General features: G+C 68.7%; 17 protein-coding genes. All 17 read right to left on the bottom strand.

The annotated features are described in order from the left end of the window. Positions 1-2: 2 nt before the first annotated feature. The 17 genes from OV208_RS12955 to tssJ all read right to left on the bottom strand — a co-directional run bounded on the left by OV208_RS12955 (position 3) and on the right by tssJ (position 21000). The gene (locus tag OV208_RS12955; RefSeq protein WP_267574139.1) at positions 3-467 is read right to left on the bottom strand and encodes a DUF4150 domain-containing protein; all 465 of its coding nucleotides are present in this window, start codon (positions 465-467) and stop codon (positions 3-5) included. Positions 468-500: 33 nt separating this feature from the next. After that, complete coding sequence (locus OV208_RS12960; protein ID WP_267574140.1) at positions 501-1520, bottom strand: DUF2169 family type VI secretion system accessory protein; 1020 nt, start codon at positions 1518-1520, stop codon at positions 501-503. A gap of 12 nt (positions 1521-1532) precedes the next feature. After that, the gene (locus OV208_RS12965; protein ID WP_267574141.1) at positions 1533-2213 is read right to left on the bottom strand and encodes a hypothetical protein; all 681 of its coding nucleotides are present in this window, start codon (positions 2211-2213) and stop codon (positions 1533-1535) included. A gap of 26 nt (positions 2214-2239) precedes the next feature. Beyond that, on the bottom strand, positions 2240-3271 hold the full coding sequence (locus OV208_RS12970; RefSeq protein WP_267574142.1) for a hypothetical protein: 1032 nt from the start codon (positions 3269-3271) through the stop codon (positions 2240-2242). Positions 3272-3276: 5 nt separating this feature from the next. Then, a complete protein-coding gene (gene tssH / locus OV208_RS12975; protein WP_324291377.1) occupies positions 3277-5877 on the bottom strand; it encodes a type VI secretion system ATPase TssH in 2601 nt (866 codons plus the stop codon). Positions 5878-5992: 115 nt separating this feature from the next. Beyond that, a complete protein-coding gene (gene tssG, locus OV208_RS12980; RefSeq protein WP_208726397.1) occupies positions 5993-7039 on the bottom strand; it encodes a type VI secretion system baseplate subunit TssG in 1047 nt (348 codons plus the stop codon). Then, a complete protein-coding gene (tssF, locus tag OV208_RS12985) occupies positions 7003-8757 on the bottom strand; it encodes a type VI secretion system baseplate subunit TssF (RefSeq protein ID WP_267574143.1) in 1755 nt (584 codons plus the stop codon). Before tssF ends, tssG begins: the two co-directional genes overlap by 37 nt. Before the next feature lie 37 nt (positions 8758-8794). After that, entirely contained in the window at positions 8795-9190 is a 396-nt protein-coding gene (gene tssE / locus OV208_RS12990; protein WP_267574144.1) for a type VI secretion system baseplate subunit TssE, read from the bottom strand. Between the two features lie 86 nt (positions 9191-9276). Then, entirely contained in the window at positions 9277-9768 is a 492-nt protein-coding gene (tssD, locus tag OV208_RS12995) for a type VI secretion system tube protein TssD (protein ID WP_120542567.1), read from the bottom strand. A 131-nt stretch (positions 9769-9899) separates the two neighbouring features. After that, positions 9900-11390, bottom strand: a complete 1491-nt coding sequence (tssC, locus tag OV208_RS13000; protein WP_120542568.1) for a type VI secretion system contractile sheath large subunit — start codon at positions 11388-11390, stop codon at positions 9900-9902. 18 nt (positions 11391-11408) lie between these two features. Beyond that, complete coding sequence (gene tssB / locus OV208_RS13005; protein WP_120533791.1) at positions 11409-11927, bottom strand: type VI secretion system contractile sheath small subunit; 519 nt, start codon at positions 11925-11927, stop codon at positions 11409-11411. Between the two features lie 27 nt (positions 11928-11954). Next, positions 11955-13646 (bottom strand): type VI secretion system protein TssA, encoded by a 1692-nt coding sequence (gene tssA, locus OV208_RS13010; protein WP_267574145.1) that lies wholly within the window; start codon positions 13644-13646, stop codon positions 11955-11957. A gap of 8 nt (positions 13647-13654) precedes the next feature. Beyond that, positions 13655-14599: a type VI secretion system-associated protein TagF gene (gene tagF, locus OV208_RS13015; RefSeq protein ID WP_267574146.1), complete on the bottom strand. Its 945-nt coding sequence runs from the start codon at positions 14597-14599 to the stop codon at positions 13655-13657. Then, positions 14599-18258 carry a type VI secretion system membrane subunit TssM gene (gene tssM, locus OV208_RS13020; protein WP_267574147.1) on the bottom strand — a complete coding sequence of 1220 codons (3660 nt, stop codon included), beginning with the start codon at positions 18256-18258 and terminating at the stop codon, positions 14599-14601. The genes tagF and tssM overlap by 1 nt, the downstream gene beginning before the upstream one ends. Further along, positions 18255-18956 (bottom strand): DotU family type IV/VI secretion system protein, encoded by a 702-nt coding sequence (locus tag OV208_RS13025; RefSeq protein ID WP_267574148.1) that lies wholly within the window; start codon positions 18954-18956, stop codon positions 18255-18257. Before OV208_RS13025 ends, tssM begins: the two co-directional genes overlap by 4 nt. Before the next feature lie 50 nt (positions 18957-19006). Then, on the bottom strand, positions 19007-20374 hold the full coding sequence (gene tssK / locus OV208_RS13030) for a type VI secretion system baseplate subunit TssK (protein WP_267574149.1): 1368 nt from the start codon (positions 20372-20374) through the stop codon (positions 19007-19009). Continuing rightward, entirely contained in the window at positions 20371-21000 is a 630-nt protein-coding gene (gene tssJ / locus OV208_RS13035; protein ID WP_267574150.1) for a type VI secretion system lipoprotein TssJ, read from the bottom strand. The genes tssK and tssJ overlap by 4 nt, the downstream gene beginning before the upstream one ends. Between the last annotated feature and the right edge of the window lie 39 nt (positions 21001-21039).

A 21039-nucleotide genomic window follows, 5' to 3' on the forward strand; every position in this document is an offset into this window, starting at 1 on the left:
CCCTAGATCTCCTTCTCGCAGACCAGGCAGTTGCATTGAGCCTTGCCCTTCCCGGCTGCCATCAGTGGAGGCTGCATGAGCGGTGACGGGGGCGTGTTCTTGTCGTTGTGAAGCATCAAATCCATCGCGCGCGCCACGTTCTTGCCGTCCATCTGCACATCGAACGAGAAATTGACGAACTCAGCCTTTCCCTTCGTCTTGGCGGACACGATGCCTCCTCCCGCTGAGCCCGCTTCGTCCCCTGTGCTGGTGCTGAAGTTTGAGTCCTTCACGCACACGGGATTGCCTCCCACTGTCACCGTCTTGGTGCCCTTGGCGGTGTCCGAGGACTGCGCCACATTGGGGTAGGGGATGGGGATGGGGCCTGCCGGGGATGGCGTCTTGCACACGTCTGGAAAAGCTACGGTGGTGCCATTACTGTTCTTGGTTACGACTGACATTTTGTTCACGCCGGTGTTGATCGACATTGTTTTCCTTGCGTGTTGATGCTTCAGCTCCAATCAAGATTCATGGCCCGCCGTGATGCGCAGGCTGCGCACGTCGTGGATCCCGTCCCGCAGCACCACGTGCCCACGCCACGTCAGCAGCACCTGGTCCTCATCCGTGTCCAGGATGACCGTGTCCAGGTGCATCTCGGGCCGGATGTCCTCTCCGCCCGTCTGCTCTACCAACACGTTCGGCGCGGCCTGTCCGGGAAGGTCGAAGGACAGTCGGCCCTTCGCGGACGCTCCGGCGATGACGATGGGCTCATCGCCCTTCAAGTATCCCGAAGCGATGAGCCCCGGCGCGCCCGCGTTGAAGAAGCGCCGGTCGAAGTCCCGGGGCAACAGCGGCTTGCGCGTCTTGTTCCAGGCCTCGTCGTAGGTGCCCGCGTACCGTGCGCGCGGGTGCCAGTGAGGCGACGTGAAGCCGAACCCCGCGGGCCTCACCTGCTGGCCGAAGTCTCGCAGCGGATCCTCGGGATCCTCCAGGTTGGGGAGCGCCAGTCCTTCCTCGAAGTGGCGCGGACTGGCGCGGAAGCCCGTGCCCACGGGGTTGCGTGGTTCGAAGGAGGGCTTCTGCGCATCCGTCTTGTCCCAGCCTCCGAAGGCGCGCTCCCACGCGAGGGGAATCCGTTCGAAGGGCAGGGGCTTCGTCGCGCCCACGCGTCCCAGGCTCTTGAACCACGTGCGCTCGCCCATCACGCGCACGGCCTTCTTCAAGGGGCCCACCTGGAGCGCCACCAGCGTCTCCGTCGCGCCGCTCCGGGGCGCATGCGCATGCCCGAGCAGCACCACGTCCGTCGCGGGCTTGATGAAGGCGCCTTCGGATTCGTAGCGATCGCTCGACTCACCGGGTTTGCCCAGCGGTTCGCCACTCCAGTTGACGGGCACCTGCTGCTTCGCGAGCCGCAGCCCCGTCCCGGTCAGCGAGTACGTGGCCTTGATGACCACCAGGAGCAGGGGACGCCCTTCCTCATCCGCCAGCCCCATCAGGCCCTGGGCGAACGGCGTTTCGTTCTCGATGGCGGGATGTCCCATTCCTGGAGGCTCTCACGGCTCCACGGTGAAGCCCTTGCGGAATCCCTGCACCGTCGGCGTGGGGCCCGGGCCCACCGTCACCGTGCCGGTGTCACCCTCCAGCTCCGCGGACGTCTCCTTGCCCTTGACGAAGCGCACGGTCGCGATGCGCCGGATGGCTTCGCGGCCGTGCTTCTCGCTCCGCCCCAACTCCTTCAGCGCGTGCGAGGTGACATTCAGCGCCAGCTCCAACGCCAGCCGTCCCGGCTCGTCGTCCAGCCCCACCCAGTCCACCTCGAAGCGCAGCACCTGCCCGCCCAGGGCCCCCTCGCTCGGCCAGAACTGCTCCGTGATGCCCTTGGCGAGCTGCTCCGCCAGCTTCTGCAGGTCCGACCGCGTGGGCAGGGGCCGCACCATGCCGGGCACCTGCGCAAGCTTCCCCGCGTCCGTCACCGTCACCGCCACCACCGATGCCAGGTCCACGTACGTCACCGACTCGGACCGTAAGAGGCCCTCCTTCTTCAGCGCGAGCAACACCGCTTCCTTCGGGATGAAGTCCACCAGCTCGCCGCTCACCTGATGGCCATGCGTCAGGTGCAAGGTGACGCCAATGGACGGCACGGCTTCTCCTGTCCGGCCTCGCGTCACCAGCAAGGCCAGTTGCTCCAACAGCTTCTCGACCCGCCGTGCCACCAACCGCTGCACGTGTTCCATGCGCATGTGCTCCTGGGCGGCGAGGGTCAGGGCTTCGCGCCGGACGCGGTCTTCGGCGCGGCTTCCTTCGTGACGGACGGTGGGGTGCGCGGCAGCACTTCCTGCTCCGGCAGCGGCTTCGCTCCCGCCAGGAGCTGCTGTTCGATCATCCGCACCCACAGCGAGGGCGCGCTGCCCTGGAGGACGTTGTCCTGCACCGTGAGCTCCCGGTGGTCCTGTGCGCGGCGGTAGAGGCGCGGCGCCACGGCCGGCTGCTTCGGATCCGAATCCGTCACCTGCACCTGCTCCTGCACCGTGATGCCGTCCGCCTTGAACGACACCGTCGAGGCCAGCTCGTACGTGCGGCGCAGGCCACTGGGCAGCGTGAAGGACAGCTCCCGGCTGAGCGGGAACCAGGCGGCGCCCAGGCAGGCCTTGTCGTTGCTCGACACCGCCTCCCCGAAGAAGCGGTGGCTTCGCAGCGGCATGATGCGCACCGCGCGTCGGCACACCTGCTCCTCCGACGCATCGGTGGTGCAGGCGTCGCCCTCCGCCACCAGCACCTCCGTGCCCGCAACGCGCTCCATCCGCAACTGCGCGCGCAGCGGCAGCGCTCGCAGCGTGCCCAGGGCCTCCACGGAGAAGCCGGTCTCCGTCGTCAGTACCCTCGCGACAGGGCCTACGCCCTCTCCGTTGGTGTAGCGGCGCGTGATGACCCAGACGAGCCGCTCACGGGCCTGGGTCGTCACCATCACCAGGTCCTCCTCCGTCAGCTTCTCCGCCGGAGGGAGTGGCTCGGAGGGCGGTCCTGCCTCACGGCATTCGTCCTGCACCGGATCCTGCCAGACGACCGGCGCGCCCGAGCAGTCCACCGCGGGCCTGGGCACCACGTTGCGCTCCTTGTCGTAGCCGTGCAGCAGCAGCGCGAACCAGACGTCCGGCGCGGGCGCGGAGCGCACGTTGAAGTCCGCGTCCTTCTGACAGAGCTGGGGCGCGGGCTTCGTCGTGGCGCAGCCCGTCTGCAGCGCCAGCGCGGCACCTGCGAACATCACCAGTTGTTTCATCATGGAGGTCGCCATGGGGCTCAGGCTCCGGAGAACTGGAGCGACCAGTCTCCTTCGGCGGTCAGTGCGATGTGCAGACGGGGCGGAACCTCGCCCCCGGCAAGCTTTTGCAACAGCTCCCGGGACAGCGCCGGCATCAGCGAGCCCTGGAGGATCTGCTCCAGGTTGCGGGCGCCTGTTTCGGATTCCGTGCAGCGGCGGGCGAGCTCGTCCAGCAGCTCCGGCGCCAGCGTCGTCTCCACGCCGTGCGCCGCGCGCACGCGGCCCACCAGCTTGTCGAGCTTCATCTCCGCGATCTGCCGCATCACGTCGCGCTGCACTGGACCGAAGGGCACGATGGTCATGCGCGCCAGCAGCGCCGGCTTGAAGTGCTGACTCAAGGCCGGACGGATCGCCGCCATCACCTGGTCCGACGTGGGCGTCGCGTCGTTGTCGAACATCCGCATCACGATGTCCGACGCCAGGTTGCTCGTCAGGATGATGACCGTGTTGCGGAAGTCCACGGCGCGGCCCTCGCCGTCCGTCAGCATTCCCTTGTCGAACACCTGGTAGAAGAGGTTCATCACCTCCAGGTCGGCCTTCTCGCACTCGTCGAGCAGCACCACGGAGTAGGGCCGCTGGCGAACGGCTTCCGTCAACAGGCCGCCCTCGCCGTAGCCCACGTAGCCCGGCGGCGAACCGATGAGCCGCGACACCGTGTGCTTCTCCTGGAACTCGCTCATGTTGAGCGTCGTCATGAAGCGCTCGCCGCCGTAGAGGCTGTCGGCCAGCGCCAGCGCCGTCTCCGTCTTGCCCACGCCGCTGGGTCCCACGAAGAGCACCACGCCAATGGGCGTGTCCGGGTTGCGGATGCCCGCCTGCGAGATGCGGATGATCTCCGCCACCTTGCGCACCGCCGCGTCCTGCCCCCGCACGCGCGACGCGAGCTTCGTCTCCAGGCTCAGCACCGCTTCGATGAGGTCGCTTCTCATCTTGCCCACGGGCACGCCCGTCCAACTGGACACGACCCGCGCCACGATGTCCGCGTCCACGTCCGCGTGGACCAGCGGCTCCTCGCCGCGCACCCGCGCCAGCTCCAACGACGCCGCGTCCACCTCCGCCTTCAGCTCCTGCCGGTCCGCGTCCGGCGCCGACGTGGCGAGCGCCTTCCTCGCCGCCGACAGCCGCGCCACCCCCGCGCGCTCCGTCTCCCAGCGCCCGTGCAGCGTGGCCAGCTGGTCCCTCACCGCGCCCAGCCGGGACTCCACCTGTTCCACCACGCTCTCGTCTCCGGGATGGCCTTCGGACAGGTCCCGCTTGCGTGCGTCGCGTTCGCGCTCCAGGCCGGCGATCTGCTGCTCCAGGGCCACCAGCTCGTCGGGCCGCGTCGACTGTTCAATCTTCACGCGCGCCGCCGCGGTGTCGAGCAGGTCCACGGCCTTGTCCGGAAGCTGCCGGCCGGAGATGTACCGCTGCGACAGTCGCACGGCGGCCGTCACGGCCTCGTCGCGGATGGTGACGCCGTGCGCGGCCTCGTACGTGGCCCTCAGGCCCCGCAGCATCAGCTCCGCGTCCTCGACGCCCGGCTCCTCCACCTTCACGGGCTGGAAGCGGCGCTCCAGCGCGGCGTCCTTCTCGAAGTACTTCTTGTATTCGCTCCAGGTGGTGGCCGCGAGCGTGCGCAGCTCGCCTCGCGCGAGCGCTGGCTTGAGCAGGTTCGCCGCGTCGCTGCCGCCCGCGGAGCCTCCCGCGCCGATGATGGTGTGCGCCTCGTCGATGAAGAGCACGATGGGGGTGGGGGAGGCCTTCACTTCGGAGATGACCGCCTTGAGGCGGTTCTCGAACTCACCTCGCACGCCCGCTCCGGCCTGCAGGAGACCCAGGTCCAGGCCCAGCAGCTCCACGTTCTTCAGCGCGTCGGGCACTTCGCCCTTCACGATGGCCCACGCGAGGCCCTCCACCAGCGCCGTTTTTCCCACGCCCGGTTCGCCCACCAGGATGGGGTTGTTCTTCCGGCGCCGCGAGAGGATGTCCACCATCTGGCGGATCTCCCGGTGCCTGCCGAAGATGGGGTCGATCTTCCCCTCGCGCACCCGGCCCGTGAACGACGTGGTGAAGCGCTTGAGGGACTCATCTCCGCGTCCTCCCGACTGCGCCGCCGTGGACGCGCCCGCTGCCGTGCCTTCCGGGGGCGCGGCCTCCACGGTCTCCGCCGACGGGCGCAGCACCACCTCCAGCGCGTCCATCAGCTCGTCGCGGGAGATGGCGTCCAGCTCCGGGAAGGTCTCCGCCGTGTAGCGGCTCCTCCGGGTGATGAACTGGGCGAACAGCACGCCGGAGCGCAGGCGCGTAGCGCCCTGTTCCACCGACGCCTGCAACCACGCGTCTTCAATCCACTGGAAGAGCGTCTCGGAGAAGACGGGCCGGCCCGGCGTCCCCGCTCGCATACCCTGGAGCGCGCGGTCCACGCTGGCCGCCAGCTTCCGGCGGTCCACCTGGAAGTGGCTCAGGATGCGCGCGACGTCGGAGTCCTCCGCCTCCAGCAACTGCGCGAGCAGGTGCTCGACGACGATTTCATAGAAGCGTCCCGTGCTCGCACGGGCGACGGCCGCCTCAAGCAGGCGGGTGGACGTGGGCGTCAGGCGACGGACGAGCGCCTTGGGATCGACACGAATGGGAACACCCTCCTCGACGGCGTGAATGGGAAGTCCCGGTTCCCCGGGGGCCGTGAGCCCCGGAGCGCCGGTGGCGCGAAGCTCACGCGCCCGGAACGCTCAAGCGGTTCTGATGGCCATTGCCCAGCCACGTGTCCCGGCCGAGCCGCGAGGCCTTGTGGTTGAACATGGACAGGAAGAAGGTCTGGCTGACGCTCTCGGTGAGCCCCAGCTCCAACTCGTACTCCAGCGGATCCCGCAGGAAGAGCGCCATCACCTCGCGCACCATCGGCAGGAGGTTGCCGTCCGGCAGCAGGCGCTTGTAGGCCCGGGGCGGAAGCGGCGCGATGGCGATCCGCATCTTCCCCGTTCTGTCGAACGCCTTGCCCCCCAGGAGCATGTTGCGGCCCAGTTGGTTGAAGGAATGCCCCAGCCGTGCTCGCGCGTCGATGTCCACCCAGCGCCCCACGAACTGGTGCACCGTGACGGAAGCCCCCTCCAGGTCCTCGCCCAGCGCCTCCTGGAGCGCGACCTCCAGCTTCTCCGCGGTGCGCACCTGACTGGCCAGCAGCGGCACGATGCGCAAGAGCCGCGAGATGGGCAGCTTGCTGTCGGAGTGCTGCTCGTAGGTGTCGAACCCCGCCAGCGCGAGCAGCCGCCGGGACCACTGGTCCGTGAAGCCCGTGTTGGATTCACTGGTGACGCGGTAGCGCGTCTCCAGCCGGTAGAGCAGCGACAGGAGCCGGTGGTGGAAGAGGTCCAGGAACTCCCTGCGCACGGCGTGGTCCGGATCCTCCTGGGCCACCTCTTCCGCCAGATACATGGGCAGCGGACTCACCGTGCCGGTGAGCCCCAGGAAGCTCGTGGCGACCTCGAAGAGCGGCCTCCTCGCGTGCGGATCCTCCGCGCGCACGGGCACCTCGCGCAGGGTGACGCTGCTCACGTCCCCGGAGGAGAAGCCCAGCGACGGATCATGCCGGAAGCGGATCATCTCCTCGCTCACCGGCCCCACGTCGCCCACCCGCACGGCGCCCTCCGTCAGGCGCTCCAGGTAGGACACGAGCTGAAAGAACCCCAGCCGGGGCGCCGCCTCCTCCAGCTCGCGGCTGGCCGCTACGAGATGCGCTGGGAGCCGTTCCTCGGGCGCCACGAGAACTCCGTCTGAGAGGGGTGGAGACGGACGTTCAACTCGCTGAACGAATTGATGGTCACGTTCGAGGCCAGCAGCTCATCCAGGATGCATCCGAAGAGGAAGGCGTCTCCCACGCCCTGGAAGTTCTTCTCGTCCACGTCGATGGTCGTGAGGCTTCCGCGCAGCGGCGCACCCTCCAGGAAGCGCGTCACCGGCTTCGCGTTCAGGGCCTGCACCGCGTCCACGCGCTGACGGCTGGCGCGCGAGGCCAGGTTGTCCGCCAGCGCCTGGAAGTTGTAGAGGTCGAGCAGCCGCCGCAGCGCCGCCGCGTCCGACAGGGAGCGCTGGTTGACGGCCAGGTGCGACAGCAGCCGCCAGTGCAACTCCGAACCCAGCGGCGCCCGCGCGGGCCGGCTCAGCGGGGCGATGTTCTTGAACTTCGCCTGCGTGGGCGACGCCGACGTGGACACCGTGAGGTCGCCCACCTGGAGCCGCGAAGGCAGCGAACGGTTGGTGCACGTCAGGTCGATGGAGAGCACCTCCTCCGAACCCAGCAGGGGCGCCACGTCGCGCGGCGTCTCCAGCGTGAGGTACGTGTCGATGCCGTCGTCGATGGGCGAGTGCACCCGCCGCATGCGGAAGAAGGACGTCTCCGCGCCCTCGCCCCGGGTGTGCTCGAAGTCGAAGAAGGGATGGTACGCGCGGCGCTCGTTGCGCCCGGCCTGCATGCCCGTCACCGCGTCCACCGAATAGATTTCCGCGTGCTGCGGCGGCAGGTCCGAGGCGCGCAGCAGGTGCTCTCGGTCCAACGCGTGGTGGAGGATGGGGTCCGCCGGCACCTGGAACAGGTTGATGACCGGCGCGCAGTGCAAGCGGAACATCTCCCGGGTGATGCGCGCGTCCATCGGCGGAGGACGCTCCAGCTCGAAGGCGATCTCGAACTTGTCCTCCGTGACGAAGGAGGCCGCGGCGTCCAGGCCGCGCACGTCGAAGAAGAGGAACTTCTCCGGCAGCGTGAAGTACTCCTGGAGCAGCCGGTAGCCCTCCGTGGCCCGGGGCCAGGGCAGCAGCTTGAAGTCGCGCTCGAAGCCGGTGGCGCGCACCGCGTCCGGTGGCAGCCGGAGGCCCGGTCCACTGTCGGAGGCCCCTCGCACGCGCACGGCCTTGCAGTAGCGCAGGAGCCACAAGAGCACGAGCGAGCTGGCGGACAGCTCCCCGTGGATGAAGAGCCGCACGCCCGCGGCGCGGAACACCTCCGCGCGGCCCTGTTCGTGCGTCTGGAAGAACAGCCGCAGCACGGGCGACGTCAGGGACGAACGGTCCAACATCGCGTCCTGGAGCGTGAGCGGCATCAGGTCCACGTCGGACGTGGTGCGAAAGACGCAGGACGTGCCGTCCAACGGCTGCGACGCCACCTCCGCGCCCGCGGGGATGCGCGAGCGCCCGCGCAGCGCCCTCACCTGGGGCGTGAACTCCACGATGGTGGTCGCGGGCAGGGGCCGCAGGTAGTGGGGCAGCAGCAGCTCCGTGAGGCCGTGCACCATCTCCGGGACGTTGTCGTCCAGGCGCTCGCGGATGCGCGCGGTGAGGAAGGCGAAGCCCTCCAGGAGGCGCTCCACGTCCGGGTCCGCGCCGCGCTCCACCAGCAGGCCCGCGACGCTGGGGTTCGCCAGCCCGAAGGCGCGGCCCATCTCCCGCAGGTAGGTCAACTCGCTCAGGTAGTACTTGCTGAACATCCCCGTCCCCCGTCTCGTCTTGCGCCGCTGACCCCGCTCACCACAGGTCCACCTTGCCGCCGGGATGGATGTGCGTATGGAACCGGAGGGCGCCGCGCTGGCCCTTCCAGGACAGCTGCGCGCTGATGTCGAACATCAGCGCCGTCGGATCATCCTCGTTCGGCTGGTGCATCACCACCACGCTCTTCAGGCGCGGCTCGAACTCCTGGATGGCCATGCGGATGGACTGCTGCATCTTCGGGATGGCGGACGGGTACATGTGCACGACGTCGTTGAAGTCGAGGATGCCGAAGTTCGGCGCCGCGGCGGATTCACCCCGACGCGTGTTGAGCAGCACGCGCAGGTGCGCGGCCACCGACTCCACGATGTCCCCCTGGGACACCAGGGAGCCCTGGCCTGCCGCGATGCGGGAAAGCAATCCTCGTTCAGCCATGGGGTCTTGCGGGCTCCGGGCGGGCTCGGGGCGGACGCGAAGCGCCCTTCCCATGTGTTGGAAGGGCGCCCCGCGAAAGGGTGTGACTAGCGCTGCGTCGCCCAGGAATCCTCGTGCGTCACGCCACCGTTCGTGTACGTCCAGTTGATGGTGTGGAACACGAAGGTGACCTCCTCCAGGGGCGGCTCGGTGGAGGTGGCGGGGATGATGGTGTTGGGCACCGTCTGCTTGATGCTGCCGATGCGGCCCTGGGCGAAGCCCACCGTGTAGAACTGCTCGGTGGTGCCGTCACCCGTGGGGTTGGGGCGGAAGAACTTCAGCACGCCTTCCACCACCTGGTTCTCCGCGAGCGCCTTCATGAGCAGCGGCGAGCTCTTGTCGATGCGCTTGCGGATGAGCAGGGGCGGGTACTGGCGGCGCCCCGTGGCCAGGCCGGAGCCCGCCTCGCGGGCCGTGATGACCTCCTGCTCGTAGTAGACGCACTCGATGGAGCCTTCACGACCGAGGCTCGTCTGGGTGCTCTCGCCCTTGATTTCGCTGCCGTTCGCCTTCAGGTACAGATGTACTGTCTCAGCCATTTTCGGCCACCTCGTGCGCGGCTGTCTGCCCGCGCGTTGGACCCGGCCCGCGGGAGGGCGGATCGGGTGTGATGGAGCCCCCCGACTGCTTGGGCGTTACGACAGGCGCATCTTTGAGCTGCGAGAGGGGCTCACTCCTTGTCGAGCTTTCCAACCAACGACAGCGTGAAGGACACGCCCATGTATTTGAAATGCGGGCGCACCTGGAGGTTGCAGCGGTACCAGCCCGGCTGGCCCTCCACGTCCTCCACCGTCACACGCGCGGCGCGCAGCGGGCGGCGCGAGCGCACCGCGGGGGCCGGATCATCCATGTCCGCGATGTACTGGCTCATCCACTGGTTGAGTTCGCGCTCCAGGTCCGCGCGCTCCTTCCAGCTGCCAATCTGCTCGCGCTGCAGCACCTTCACGTAGTGCGCGAGCCGGGTCATGATGAACATGTACGGCAGCTGCGTGCCCAGCCGGTAGTTCGTCTCCGCCGCCTTGCCTTCCGGCGACGAGCCGAAGAACTTGGGCTTCTGCGTGGAGTTGGCGGAGAAGAACGCCGCGTTGTCCGCGTCCTTGCGGAACACCAGGCCGATGAAGCCCTCTTCGGACAGTTCGAACTCGCGGCGCTCCGTGAGCATGACCTCCGTGGGGATCTTCGTCTGGATCTCCCCCATGGCCTCGTACTGGTGCAGGGGCAGCGTCTCCACCGCGCCGCCGGACTGCGGCCCGATGATGTTCGGGCTCCAGCGGAACTTGCCGAACGAGTCCGTCACGCGCGTGGCGAACGCCGTGGAGGCGTAGCCCCACAGGTAGCGATCATGGTGGCCGACGACGTCCTCGGTGAAGTTGAACGCCTTCACCGGCACCGTCTTCTCTCCGTACGGCAGTCGCAGGAGGAAGCGCGGCAGGCACAGGCCCACGTAGCGCGCGTCCTCGCTCTCCCGGAAGGAGTGCCACCGCGCGTACTGGGGCCCTTCGAAGAAGGACTTGAGGTCCTTCAGGTTCGGCAGGTTGAGGAAGCTCTCCTCGCCGAAGAACTCCGGGCTGGCGTTGGCGATGAACGGCGCGTGCGCCATGGCCGCCACGGACGCGCACTTGCGCAGGAGGTCCACGTCCTGCGGGCCGGGTCCGAAGTCGTAGTTGCCGGTGATGAGGCCGTAGGGCTTGCCGCCGAAGACGCCGTACTCGTTGGAGTAGGCGATGCGGTACAGGCCCGACTTCACGACCTCCGGCGCGTCGTCGAAGTCCTTGAGCAGGTCCGCCTTGGAGACGTTGAGCATCTCCACGCGGGTGTTCTCGCGGAAGTCCACGCGGTCCACCAGGAACTTCAGCGAACGCCAGGACGACTCCAGCGTCTGGAACTGCTTGTCGTGGAGGATCTCATTGACCTGCGCGCTCATGCGCTGGTCGATCTCCGCGATCATCGCGTCCACGAGCGCCTTGTCGATGCGCTCCTCGCCGCGGTCCGGCGCCAGCATCTCCGTGATGAAGGCCTGCACGCCCTTCTTGGCGATGTCGTAGCCCTCGTCCTTGGGCTTGAGCTTCGCCTCGGAGAGGATTTCGTCGAGCAACGAGTTGGAGCCGAGAGCGATCGCGGCGTCCGCGGCGGGGGTCTGGGGCTGGGTTTGTGTGCTCATGTTCGCGCTCGTTTCGGATTACTTGGTCGGGGCGGAGGCGGCGGCGATGTCTTCGGGCTTGAGTCCCAGCTCCTCGATGAGCTTCTTGCGGCCTTCCTCATCGTTGAGCATGGACTGCAGCTTCTTGCGGAAGGCCGGGAGGTTGCCCAGGGGGCCCTTGAGCGCGTTGAGCGCGTTTCTGAGCTCCAGCAGCTTCTTGAGTTCGGGCACCTGGTTGACGACGCTTTCGGGCGCGAAGTCAGACAGGTTCTTGAACTGGAGATTGACGGACAGGGTCGCGCCCGCCTCGCTGGAGAGCTTGTCGGCCGCGGAGAGGGTGACGCGCAGATCCTGCTGCGCCATCACCTCGTTGAAGTTGCTCTTGTCGACGTTGATGGGCGCGCGCTGCTCCAGCGGACGGTCATCCTCGCGGCCGGTGAAGTCTCCCATCACGAGAGTCTTCAGCGGCAGTTCCACCTGCTCCTGCGCATTGCCGGTGGCGGGCTTGTAGACGATGTTGACGCGTTCGGTCGGGGCGACGGAGTTTTCCTTGCTCATCTTCGGCTTTCTCCTGGGGTGAAACGGTTAGGACGCGGTCGTGTCCGGAGCGGACTCCGCAGTCGCTTCCAATCGTTCGACGCGCACGCGCAACGCGGCCGGTGCATCGAGTTGCGCGAGGCGACGATAACGAAGGTGTAAGTCCATTTCCAGACGCCCAGTGAAATTTGTCTGGGCAAAGGTGCAGGTCAGGAATCCCTCCAGGCACGCGGCCGCGAGCGCGGGATCCCACGCATCCAACTGCCGTGCGCTGCATTCCTCATCGAGCAGCTCATACAGCGTCCGTGCGAGTAAGAGATTGCCGGAGTTGGCGCACATCCGTGCCAGGGATAGGCGCGCGATGAAGCGGGCCCGGCCCGTGGTGGCCGCGTTCACCGCGGACTGGAGCCTTTGGAGGGCCTCTTCCGGTTTGCCCGCTTCGATCAGGACGCGGGCTTCTTCCTCCAGGACCACGCCAGTGCTGAGGGTGGGTGTCTCGGATGGGAGCGGTGGCAGGGCAATCCGCGGGGCCCGGGGCGCGTTGGCGGCATGGGTTGCGGGCGCGGCCCTGGGCACCACTTCGGTCTGGAGCCACTGCTTTGTCGCGGCATCCGTCAGGGGCGTGCCGTCCGACGCCACGAGGTCCACCACCCCGGGCATCCGGCGAAGGAGCGCCGCCAGCTCCAGCATCAGCGCTTCGCGCGCGCCCGCGTGGGTCGCGCCCAGGCCCGCCAGCGCGTTCGCGACCTGGCGCTGAAGCTCCAGCGCGAAGCGGTGCTGCACCAGCGCGGACTCGGCCTCTTCCAGCAGCTCCGCCCACCGGGCGTGGGTGGCCATGCGCTCCAGCCGCTCGCGCAGCGCGGGAGGGAAGGGCGGCAGCGACGTGCGCGCGTTGGCACCCGGCGCGGGCGGCTGTGAGAGGTGCAGCCACAGGCCCGTGCGCAGCATCCGGTAGGCGAGCGGATCCGCCGTGTTCGCGCGGCGGACCAGGCCCGCGGCGCTCACGAGCGAGGCGCCGACGTTGCGCAGGAAGTCCGTCGCGGCCTCGGGGCTCGCCAGCTCCGCGGACGGCGGGGGCATGGAGAGGGTGGGCGCTGGCGCCGACGGGGTGGCTTGCGGCTGAGCGGGCGTGGCGACCGAAGGCGCTGCGATGGGGGCCGGCGCGGGTTCAGGAGTCTGGAGTGAGGCGCGCAGCCGCATCACCCCTTCCAGCAGTGGTCCGAAGGCGGGGCCCTGTCCCTCGAAGCGGGCGCGTGACAGCTCCGCGAGCCGCGCGGCGGCTTCCGAGAGCTGGCCCAGGAGGTCGCTGTCGGCGGCCGTCACCTTCACGGAGGGGAGCACACGACCCATTCGCTCCACGAACCAGGTCACCGCGTTCGCCCGGCCTCGCAGACGCTTCGCGTCCGGGAAGAGGGTGGGCCAGTACTGGTCGGTGACTTCCGCCAGCACGACCATGCCGGTGAGGGCGCCGGACAGGCCCTCCGTCATGTACATCCCGTACGCGAGGTAGGACGCGAGCCAGAGGTCCTTGGTGGTGTGCTGGAGCAACTGGCCGGAGCCCCGCACGACGCCCGCCCAGTCCACCGCGTCGCTGGCGGGCGATTCGAGCTTGGCGACCTCCGTGGACACGGCCTCGTAGGCCGGGTCGTGCTTCGCCTGCACGCCGGACGGCTTGTCCTCGGAGATGGGCTCCAGCCAGGGACGGGTGCGCGCGCGGAGGAGTTCAGCGGAGGCGGTCATGGCGGGTGTCAGACCTTCCGTGCGGCGGCGCGCAGGAGCTGTTCGATGGAGGCGGTGGACGCGTCGAGGACCTCGCGCTGTGCCGGGCTCAGGGCCCGCTTCGCGCTGGCGAGCGCGGCGGTGCGCTGGGTCTTGAGCGGCCACAGCTGCGCGCTCGCGAGGTCCGGCTGGGCCACGTACAGGAGGAGGGCGGCGGTCGGCGCGCCCAGGCACAAGAGCAGCCGGGGCCGGTCCCCTTCGGACCAGAGGAACCCCGGCGACGTCGACGGCCAGCGCAAGAGTCGCGACGCCAGCTCCAGCCACGCCACCGGCCCCAGTCGCCCGTCCAGCGGGCAGTCCAGCACCACCTGGGCCAGTGCCTGCTCGCGGTGGCGCTCGCCCTCGCACGCGGTGAGGAAGGTGTGCAGCGCGTAGTAGCGGCCTTCGGGCGGCGCGTCCGCGCACACGGGCTTCAGCAGCTCCGCGCAGGAGTGCTCCGACAGGACGCTGGCGCGCAGCCGCTCCGCCAGCTTGAAGTCGCCAGGACGGGGCAGTTGAAGCTGCGCCGCCCGCTCCAGCAGTTCGGGGATGCCCAGCCGGGGCGCGTCCCGCACCAGCTCGGTGCCCATCCGGAGGAAGGACTCGTAGGCCTCTGGAAGCAGCGCGTACCGGTCGGCCAGCTCCGCCGCGGGCAGCTCGGTGAAGACGGCCAGCGGGAAGCCCCGGCCCACGCTGTCCGCGCTCGCGGTGACCACGCCCACCAGCGCGGTGGGATGTCCCGGCGCGGTGAAGACGAAGCGGTGTGGCGTCGCGGGCAGCTCCGCCCGCGCACGCTGCACGCGGGCCATGCCCTCCTCCAGCCAGCGGTGGAGCTGCTGGGCGAGCGGGCTGGCCGTGTTGTGCCGGACGAACTCCGCGTGCCGTGGCGTCTTGCCGAGCAGGCCGATCCGGTGTGCGGGCGGGACCACCCTCATCAGGGAGGCCCGTCCTGTGCCACGAGGTGCTTGCCGCTGCCGCAGTTGGTGTCGCCGCGCGCGATGCCCCGAGGCGGCTGGAGGCCGGGGTCCCGGAAGATCTGCATCAGCTTGCCCTTGTTGCCGGACAGGCCGAAGAACGGGTTGCTGGTGCGCTCCGGGCGGATGTCGATGGAGATGAGCGCGCCCTTCATGTCCTCGATCTCCCAGATGGCGGTGAAGTAGCGGCCGTCCGCGCTGGGCTCGATGCGCTTCACGCGCTCCAGCAGGCGGAACAGGCCCCACTCCCCGGGCTCGTCGATGTCGCCCGTGGCCCCGGAGGCGTGCTCCACGTGGATGTGCGCCCCCAGCTTCCCGGCCGCGCCCGGCCACGTCATCGGCTTCCACACCGTGTCCGGGCCGTTGCGGTACGTCTCATCCGTGCCGTCGAGCGTGAAGGAGACGGCGGAGATCTCCGACGCGGCGTTGTCCGCGGACGTGCCGGCCCGGATGCGCACCTGGAAGCGCACCAGCGGATCCACGGAGTCCCCCACGAAGAGAGTGCTGGCCAGCGCGCTGCTCTTCTCCAGGAACGTCAGCATCTCCGGCCGGTAGTTGGAGGCGCTCTGCGGCACCATGAAGTCCCACTTGCGGCCCTTGGGCGCCACGTCCTCCAGCAGCTGCTCCTTGTAGAACTTGCGGATGGTGCCTCCCTCAGGACGCAGGTACTCCGCGATCTCCGGCAGCGGCGCCTCCAGCAGCGATGTGGCGACGAACGGGTAACGGCCCGCCATGAGCTGCTCGTAGGGCGTGACGATCTGCTCGCACCACAGTGAGCTCTTGCCGTTGGCCACGCCGGTGGTGATGGTGATGTCCACGTTGCGCAGCGGCGGCATCAACAGCCGTTCGAGGATGGACGCGGCCCCCTCCTGCTGGCGGATGAGCGCCTCCACCAGCAGCTTCGTGGATTTGATCTTGTCCAGGAACAGGCGTGACTCGGCGGGCTTCTCCTTCACCGCGAGCAACGTGGCCTGCACCACCAGGAGGTGGTCCTCGTAGAACTGGAGCGCCGTCTGCTTCTCCTGGATGTCGTCCGTGGCGTTCAGCTTCGTGACGAAGCGGATGAGGGGGGCGAAGGCCACTTCGACATCGCGTGGCCTCAGTTCCTCCCCGCCGTTGGTGGCGCGCGCATCGATGAGCTTGGGCGGAGCCTTGTTCTCCGCGTCCTTCTTCGAGGAGAAGAACTTCTCCATCAGGCCCGGCTCCGCATCGTCCTTGGCGCCCCGGGCCTTCTTCTCCAACTGCACGTTGTGCACGACGGACTGGAAGAGGCGGCCGTACGCGGTCGGCTTGCCGCGCAGCAGGCTGTCGATGAGCTCCTGCGTCTGGTCCAGGTTGTTGGGTTCCTGGACGCGGATGGAGAGCAGGAACTCGTTCCACTCCTGGATGTATGTCTCGAAGTAGTCCGTGCGCAGCTGGGCGCGCGTGGCCTTCTCGTCCTCCGCCGAGTCCCGGTCGAGCACCCACGTCTGCCGGTTCTCGAAGGCGCTGGCGAGCCGGGGGCTCACCACGTTCTCCCAGGCGTTCTTCGTGAAGGCGCCGCGGATCTTCTTCTTGGTCTGGAAGGCGGGGACCGCGCCCACAAGCTCCTCCAGGTACACGTCGGGGTACTCGCGGCCGGCGTCGGCGATGATCTGCTCCAGCTCCAGCGTGGCGAGCGGCACGCGGTTGAGCGCCCTGCGAGCGGCGCGCACCACGCGGTCATCGCGAGGGAAGGCCAGCCGCTCCGGCTCCTCCGCGAGCATGCGGATGTACGTCGCGGCGTGGTGGCTGATGGTCTGCTCGAGGTCGACCTGGCCCGACGTGCCCTTCACGTTGGTCCAGTGCTCCACCATCTTGCGCACCAGCCACTCGCGGTGGGCCTCGTCGAGCTCCGGCTCACCCTGCGCGCGTGGCTGGGTGATGAGCAGGTACATCTTCAAATCCTCGAAGTGCTTGCGGTAGTCGTCCGAACTGGGCTTCCAGTCCAGCCGCGCCTGGTTCTGGGAGAAGAGCATCAGGCTCTGCTGGATGCGCTCGTACTGGAGCCCCAGGAGCACCCGGCGCAGCGACCCGTTGTAGAAGGACTGCGCGACGGGGAAGAGCTGGTCGCCCTTGTACATGCCGAAGCGCATCCACACCGGGATGCCGTCAGTGCGGTGCGAGGTGAGCTCCTGGAGCTGCTTGCGCAGGGGCGTGAGGTCCTGCACCCGGCTGATGTCGTCCTTGCGGTCCGCGTTCACCACCGTGATGGCGTCGCGCACCTCCTGCGCCAGCTCGCGGTTCTTGAAGAAGGACAGCGTGGGAAGGCAGAGCACCAGCGCCGTCGCCGCGAAGGCCGCGCCCGCCAGCACGAGCCGCCGCTTGCGCAGCCGCAGCTCCTCCGCCGAGCTGCGAACGGCGACCTTCTGGTCCAGGAACATCACCTTCGTGAAGACGTCCCAGAGGAAGTAGCTGCGGCCCTCGGCGGTGGTCTCCGCCTGGGGGCGTCCGTTCGTTGTTCCGAACACGTCGCCCGCGGAGGGCGACACCAGCTCCACCGAGCGCACGTCCTGGGTGGCGCTGGTGAAGTACAGGCCGCGGAACACCGGCGTGTCCTGGAAGATGTTCTCCAGGAAGAGCGGCTGCACGAACTCCGACAGCGTCTTGCGGAGCGCGTCGAACTTCTGGGGGAACTGGTGGATGCGCTCGCGCGTCTCCTGCTGGCGCTCCTCGCCGATGCGCTTGATGGAGCGCTGCTCCAGCACCGCCGTCAGCTCGTCGAAGCGCTGGAGCAGCAGCTCCGTGGACGCCTCCTTCTGCGCGTCCATGGGGATGGTGAAGCCCCAGAGCTGACCGCGCTCGGAGCGGGGCAGGTCGGAGAACATCTCCACGAAGCCGGGCAGCAGGTCGCACTTGGTGACCATCAGGTAGACGGGCACCAGCATGCGCAGCCGGGAGGTGATTTCATCCAGGCGCTCGCGGATGCCCTGGCCCAGCTCGCCCGCCGCCTGCGGGTCCATGGTCAACAGCTCGTCGATGCTCACCGCCACGATGAGGCCGTTGATGGGCCGGCGCGGGCGGTGTTTGATCAGCGTGTCGAGGAAGGCGAGCCACTCCGGGCGCTCGTCCTCGCTGGCGACGTAGCGGCCCGCCGTGTCGAGGATGACGGCCTCGTTGGTGAGCCACCAGTCGCAGTTGCGCGTGCCGCCCACGCCCCGGACGCCGCCGCCCTTGCTGGAGGACAGGTAGGGGAACTTCAGCCCGGAGTTGCGCAGCGCCGTGCTCTTGCCGGCGCCCGGCGGGCCCACGATGAGGTACCAGGGCAGCACCGCCAGCGCGTCCTTGCCACCGCGCGACAGCTTGGAGGTCTTGAGCGCCTCCACCGCCTTGGTGAACTCCGCCTGCATCGCCTTGATCTCCGGTTGGAGATCCGGCCGCACCGTCTTGAGCTCTTCCGCGGCCTGCTGCTGGAGGGCGCCCTCCAGGTTCTTGGCCGCCTTCCGGGCCCGGATGCGCTTGATGAGCCACGCGCCGCCCAGCACCAGCACCGTCACGCCCGCCACGGCGATTGCCACCCAGAGCGGCGGCAGGTGCAGCTTGAGGATGGCGGCCCCGCCCAGGCCCAGCAGCGCCAGGAAGAAGAGGAGGTAGGCGATCACGGGGCCGCGCCTCCGTTGTTGGCGTTCTTCGCCACGTGGAGCTCGATGTCCTTCATGAGCATCTTCAGCGTGTTGTCGAGGCTGAAGAGCAGCCCGCCGTACATCAGCAGCGCGGTCACCAGCGCCCCCGCGGCGATGGACACGATGGAGGCCTTCCTCCGCGCGGAGAACAGCGCTTCGGTGGGACGCTCGCCGTGCGGTGACAGCACGTCGAAGTCGAAGGGGCGCGCGCGCTGGAGGTCCTTCTGCACGGTGTCGATGAGCGTCATCAACTCCAGCTCGCCGCCGCGGATGCGGTAGCGGCCCTGGAAGCCGAAGAGCATGCAGAGGTAGTAGACCCGGAGGACGTCCGCGCGGTGCGGATCCTTGCGCACCGCGTGCAGCCGGCTGAAGAAGCCGTCACCGGCCACGTTCTCGTTGAAGTAGTGCAACTGGAGCAGGTGGCTCATCCAGAACTGCCGGTACGGCTCCGGCTTGCCCAGCACCACCTCATCCAGGAGCGCGACGAGCGCGTAGGCCATGTCCTGCGCGTCCTGGTGGCTGAAGCCCAGCACGGCGGAGCGGCGCAGCAGTTCGTCCACGACCCCTCGAAGCTGGAAGTGCAGCTTCTCCGGCGGAGCCACCGAGGCAGCGTCCGAACGTCGGAGCTGGATGGCGGCATCGAGGCAATCCTTGGTGGCTTCGTTGACTCGGTCCATGGGAGGGCGGCCAGGCCGGGACGCTTGAAGCAGCGTCCCGTCCAGAGGGGCTAGCGGTTGGAGGTGGGGACGGCGAGCAGTTCCACGCTGGTGGTGCCCACGTCGAAGGGCTGCGGCAGGTAGAGCGCGAGCGTCCGGTCGCGCAGGGCGTTCTTCCAGTAGCCGTCCTGCATGGAGAGGGTGAAGTAGACGACCCCCGGCCGCACCGGCACCTCCGGCGGCGGGCGGTACGTCACCTCCAGAGGCACACCGGGCGCGGCGGCCTGCACCAGGCCCTGGATGTCACCCCAACTGGCCATCTTGGACAGCTTCGGGAGCTGTTCGGCGACCACCTTCTCCGGCAGGTCGCTGCGGATGGTGAGCAGGAACTGGCCGCACCGCTCCAGCCGCTCGTCCTCCAGCTTCCCTCGGAAGAGCCGGTCGGCTCCGGCCTCCATCGTCACGGTGAGGCACTGCTCCAGCGCCACCGCGTGCATCAGCTCCCCGATGCGCCGGAACAGCTCCTCGAAGGTGGCGCGCAGGTTGATGAACTGGAAGGCGGGCAGGGTGGACGGATCCGCGTTCACCGCGAAGGTGCACAACTGCCCCGCGAACTGGCTGAGCAGCAGGTACAGCGACTGCGGCCGCAGGTTGCCCGCGTCCAGCGCGTGCTGCACCACGGGGATGATGCCGTTGAGCGCGTTGAGCTCCAGGAAGAGCGTCACGTCCGACGCGGTGAACTCCAGCGCGGACGCGTCCCGGTGCCGACGGCGCGAGGACAACTGCCGCTGCTTGGACACCAGCAGCCGCAAGAGCGTGCGCAGCTCGTTCGTGATGGACGAGGACGCGTCGATGCGCAGGCACGGCGGGATGTACGACGGGACCAGCGTCAGGTTGCCGGCCTTGTCCCGCTCCAGCTCCGCGATCTTGATGGCCTCGTAGTCGTCCCGCTGTTCGGTGCCGAAGAGCAGCCGCACGTTGCGCTGTCCGAAGGACACCGGGACGATGGAGGTGGACGACGTGAGGTCGCTGATGGGCCGGGTGGAAGGGGAGTAGCGCGGGCTGCCGCCCACCTTGTCCGTGCCGCCGTAGCTCTCCACGCCGCTGCGCTCGCGCGGCACGCCGATGAACACGTCCAGCACGCGCTGGGCGGGAGGAAACGCGCCGTCCGCGGGGCGCGCGGCCGGGGCCTCCGGGTCGCCGCTCTGGAGCGACACGGGCAGGCCGTCCGGAAGGATGCCCGTGAAGCTGGACAGCTGCACCAGGCCCGCGCGCAGCGACTCCATGTCGAACGCCAGGGACACCACGCCCCACGGGTACGGCTCCAGCGAGCCCAGCCGCGTGTCCAGCAGGGCCTCGTGGTAGATGTCCATCTGCTGGAGGTGGTGGGGGCTCATGAACATGCCCTCCGACCACACGACGCGTTGAGGGGACTTCATGCACCTCTCCGGGGCTCCGGCGTCACACCGGGGGATGGCTGCTGCGAAGGCTCCGGCACCCAGGTGGACATGGGCGGCTGGAGTAGAAGGTCGATCTGGTAGCCCTGCAGGCGGTACCTCAGCTCCTGGTCGCCCTGCTTGGGCGCCCCCAGGTCGCCGCCCGCCGGACGCTCCACGCACTGCTCCTCCGGCACCGGCGGCAGCACCGCCACCGTGCGCCACGCGTAGCCGAGCGGCTGGCGGAAGTGGCCCATGGTCAGCACGAAGTGCGCATTGGGGTCGCGCTGCAACCAGCGCTGGCTCGTCTGGCCCGGCGCGACGACGAACTCCGCGGACTGAAGCAGATCATCCTTGAGCAACTCCTCGGCGCGGCCCCACAGGTCGCGGAAGCTGGCGCGCTCCAGCCGGGCGCTGTCCTTGAGCTGGATGACCCGCACCACCGTGGGCAGCGAGCGCCCCCGGGGATCCGGGTTGACCTGTTCGGAGACGTTCAGCACCACGTGGAAGGGGGGCGGCGTCTCGCATTGTTGCGCCACGCGTTTCACGCACCCCGTGGCCGTCAGCGAGGCCAGGAGGCAGACGAAGAGCGACATGGCGCGCGTGAAGAATTCCTGGGTGCGCATCATTGAATGGAGGAACTGCTGCGTCTGGAATGCAATGGCGGC

Source organism: Corallococcus sp. bb12-1 (genome assembly GCF_026626765.1).
Taxonomy (GTDB): domain Bacteria; phylum Myxococcota; class Myxococcia; order Myxococcales; family Myxococcaceae; genus Corallococcus; species Corallococcus terminator.

What these genes read in the sequence shown, in the direction of transcription:
- tssE (WP_267574144.1), bottom strand. Translation starts at nt 9,190, where the DNA reads ATGGCTGAACGAGGATTGCTTTCCCGCATCGCGGCAGGCCAGGGCTCC.
- tssB (WP_120533791.1), bottom strand. Translation starts at nt 11,927, where the DNA reads ATGAGCAAGGAAAACTCCGTCGCCCCGACCGAACGCGTCAACATCGTC.
- tssD (WP_120542567.1), bottom strand. Translation starts at nt 9,768, where the DNA reads ATGGCTGAGACAGTACATCTGTACCTGAAGGCGAACGGCAGCGAAATC.
- tssC (WP_120542568.1), bottom strand. Translation starts at nt 11,390, where the DNA reads ATGAGCACACAAACCCAGCCCCAGACCCCCGCCGCGGACGCCGCGATC.
- OV208_RS12970 (WP_267574142.1), bottom strand. Translation starts at nt 3,271, where the DNA reads ATGGCGACCTCCATGATGAAACAACTGGTGATGTTCGCAGGTGCCGCG.
- tssA (WP_267574145.1), bottom strand. Translation starts at nt 13,646, where the DNA reads ATGACCGCCTCCGCTGAACTCCTCCGCGCGCGCACCCGTCCCTGGCTG.
- OV208_RS12955 (WP_267574139.1), bottom strand. Translation starts at nt 467, where the DNA reads ATGTCGATCAACACCGGCGTGAACAAAATGTCAGTCGTAACCAAGAAC.
- tagF (WP_267574146.1), bottom strand. Translation starts at nt 14,599, where the DNA reads ATGAGGGTGGTCCCGCCCGCACACCGGATCGGCCTGCTCGGCAAGACG.
- tssF (WP_267574143.1), bottom strand. Translation starts at nt 8,757, where the DNA reads ATGTTCAGCAAGTACTACCTGAGCGAGTTGACCTACCTGCGGGAGATG.
- tssJ (WP_267574150.1), bottom strand. Translation starts at nt 21,000, where the DNA reads ATGATGCGCACCCAGGAATTCTTCACGCGCGCCATGTCGCTCTTCGTC.
- tssK (WP_267574149.1), bottom strand. Translation starts at nt 20,374, where the DNA reads ATGAAGTCCCCTCAACGCGTCGTGTGGTCGGAGGGCATGTTCATGAGC.
- OV208_RS12965 (WP_267574141.1), bottom strand. Translation starts at nt 2,213, where the DNA reads ATGGAACACGTGCAGCGGTTGGTGGCACGGCGGGTCGAGAAGCTGTTG.
- OV208_RS12960 (WP_267574140.1), bottom strand. Translation starts at nt 1,520, where the DNA reads ATGGGACATCCCGCCATCGAGAACGAAACGCCGTTCGCCCAGGGCCTG.
- OV208_RS13025 (WP_267574148.1), bottom strand. Translation starts at nt 18,956, where the DNA reads ATGGACCGAGTCAACGAAGCCACCAAGGATTGCCTCGATGCCGCCATC.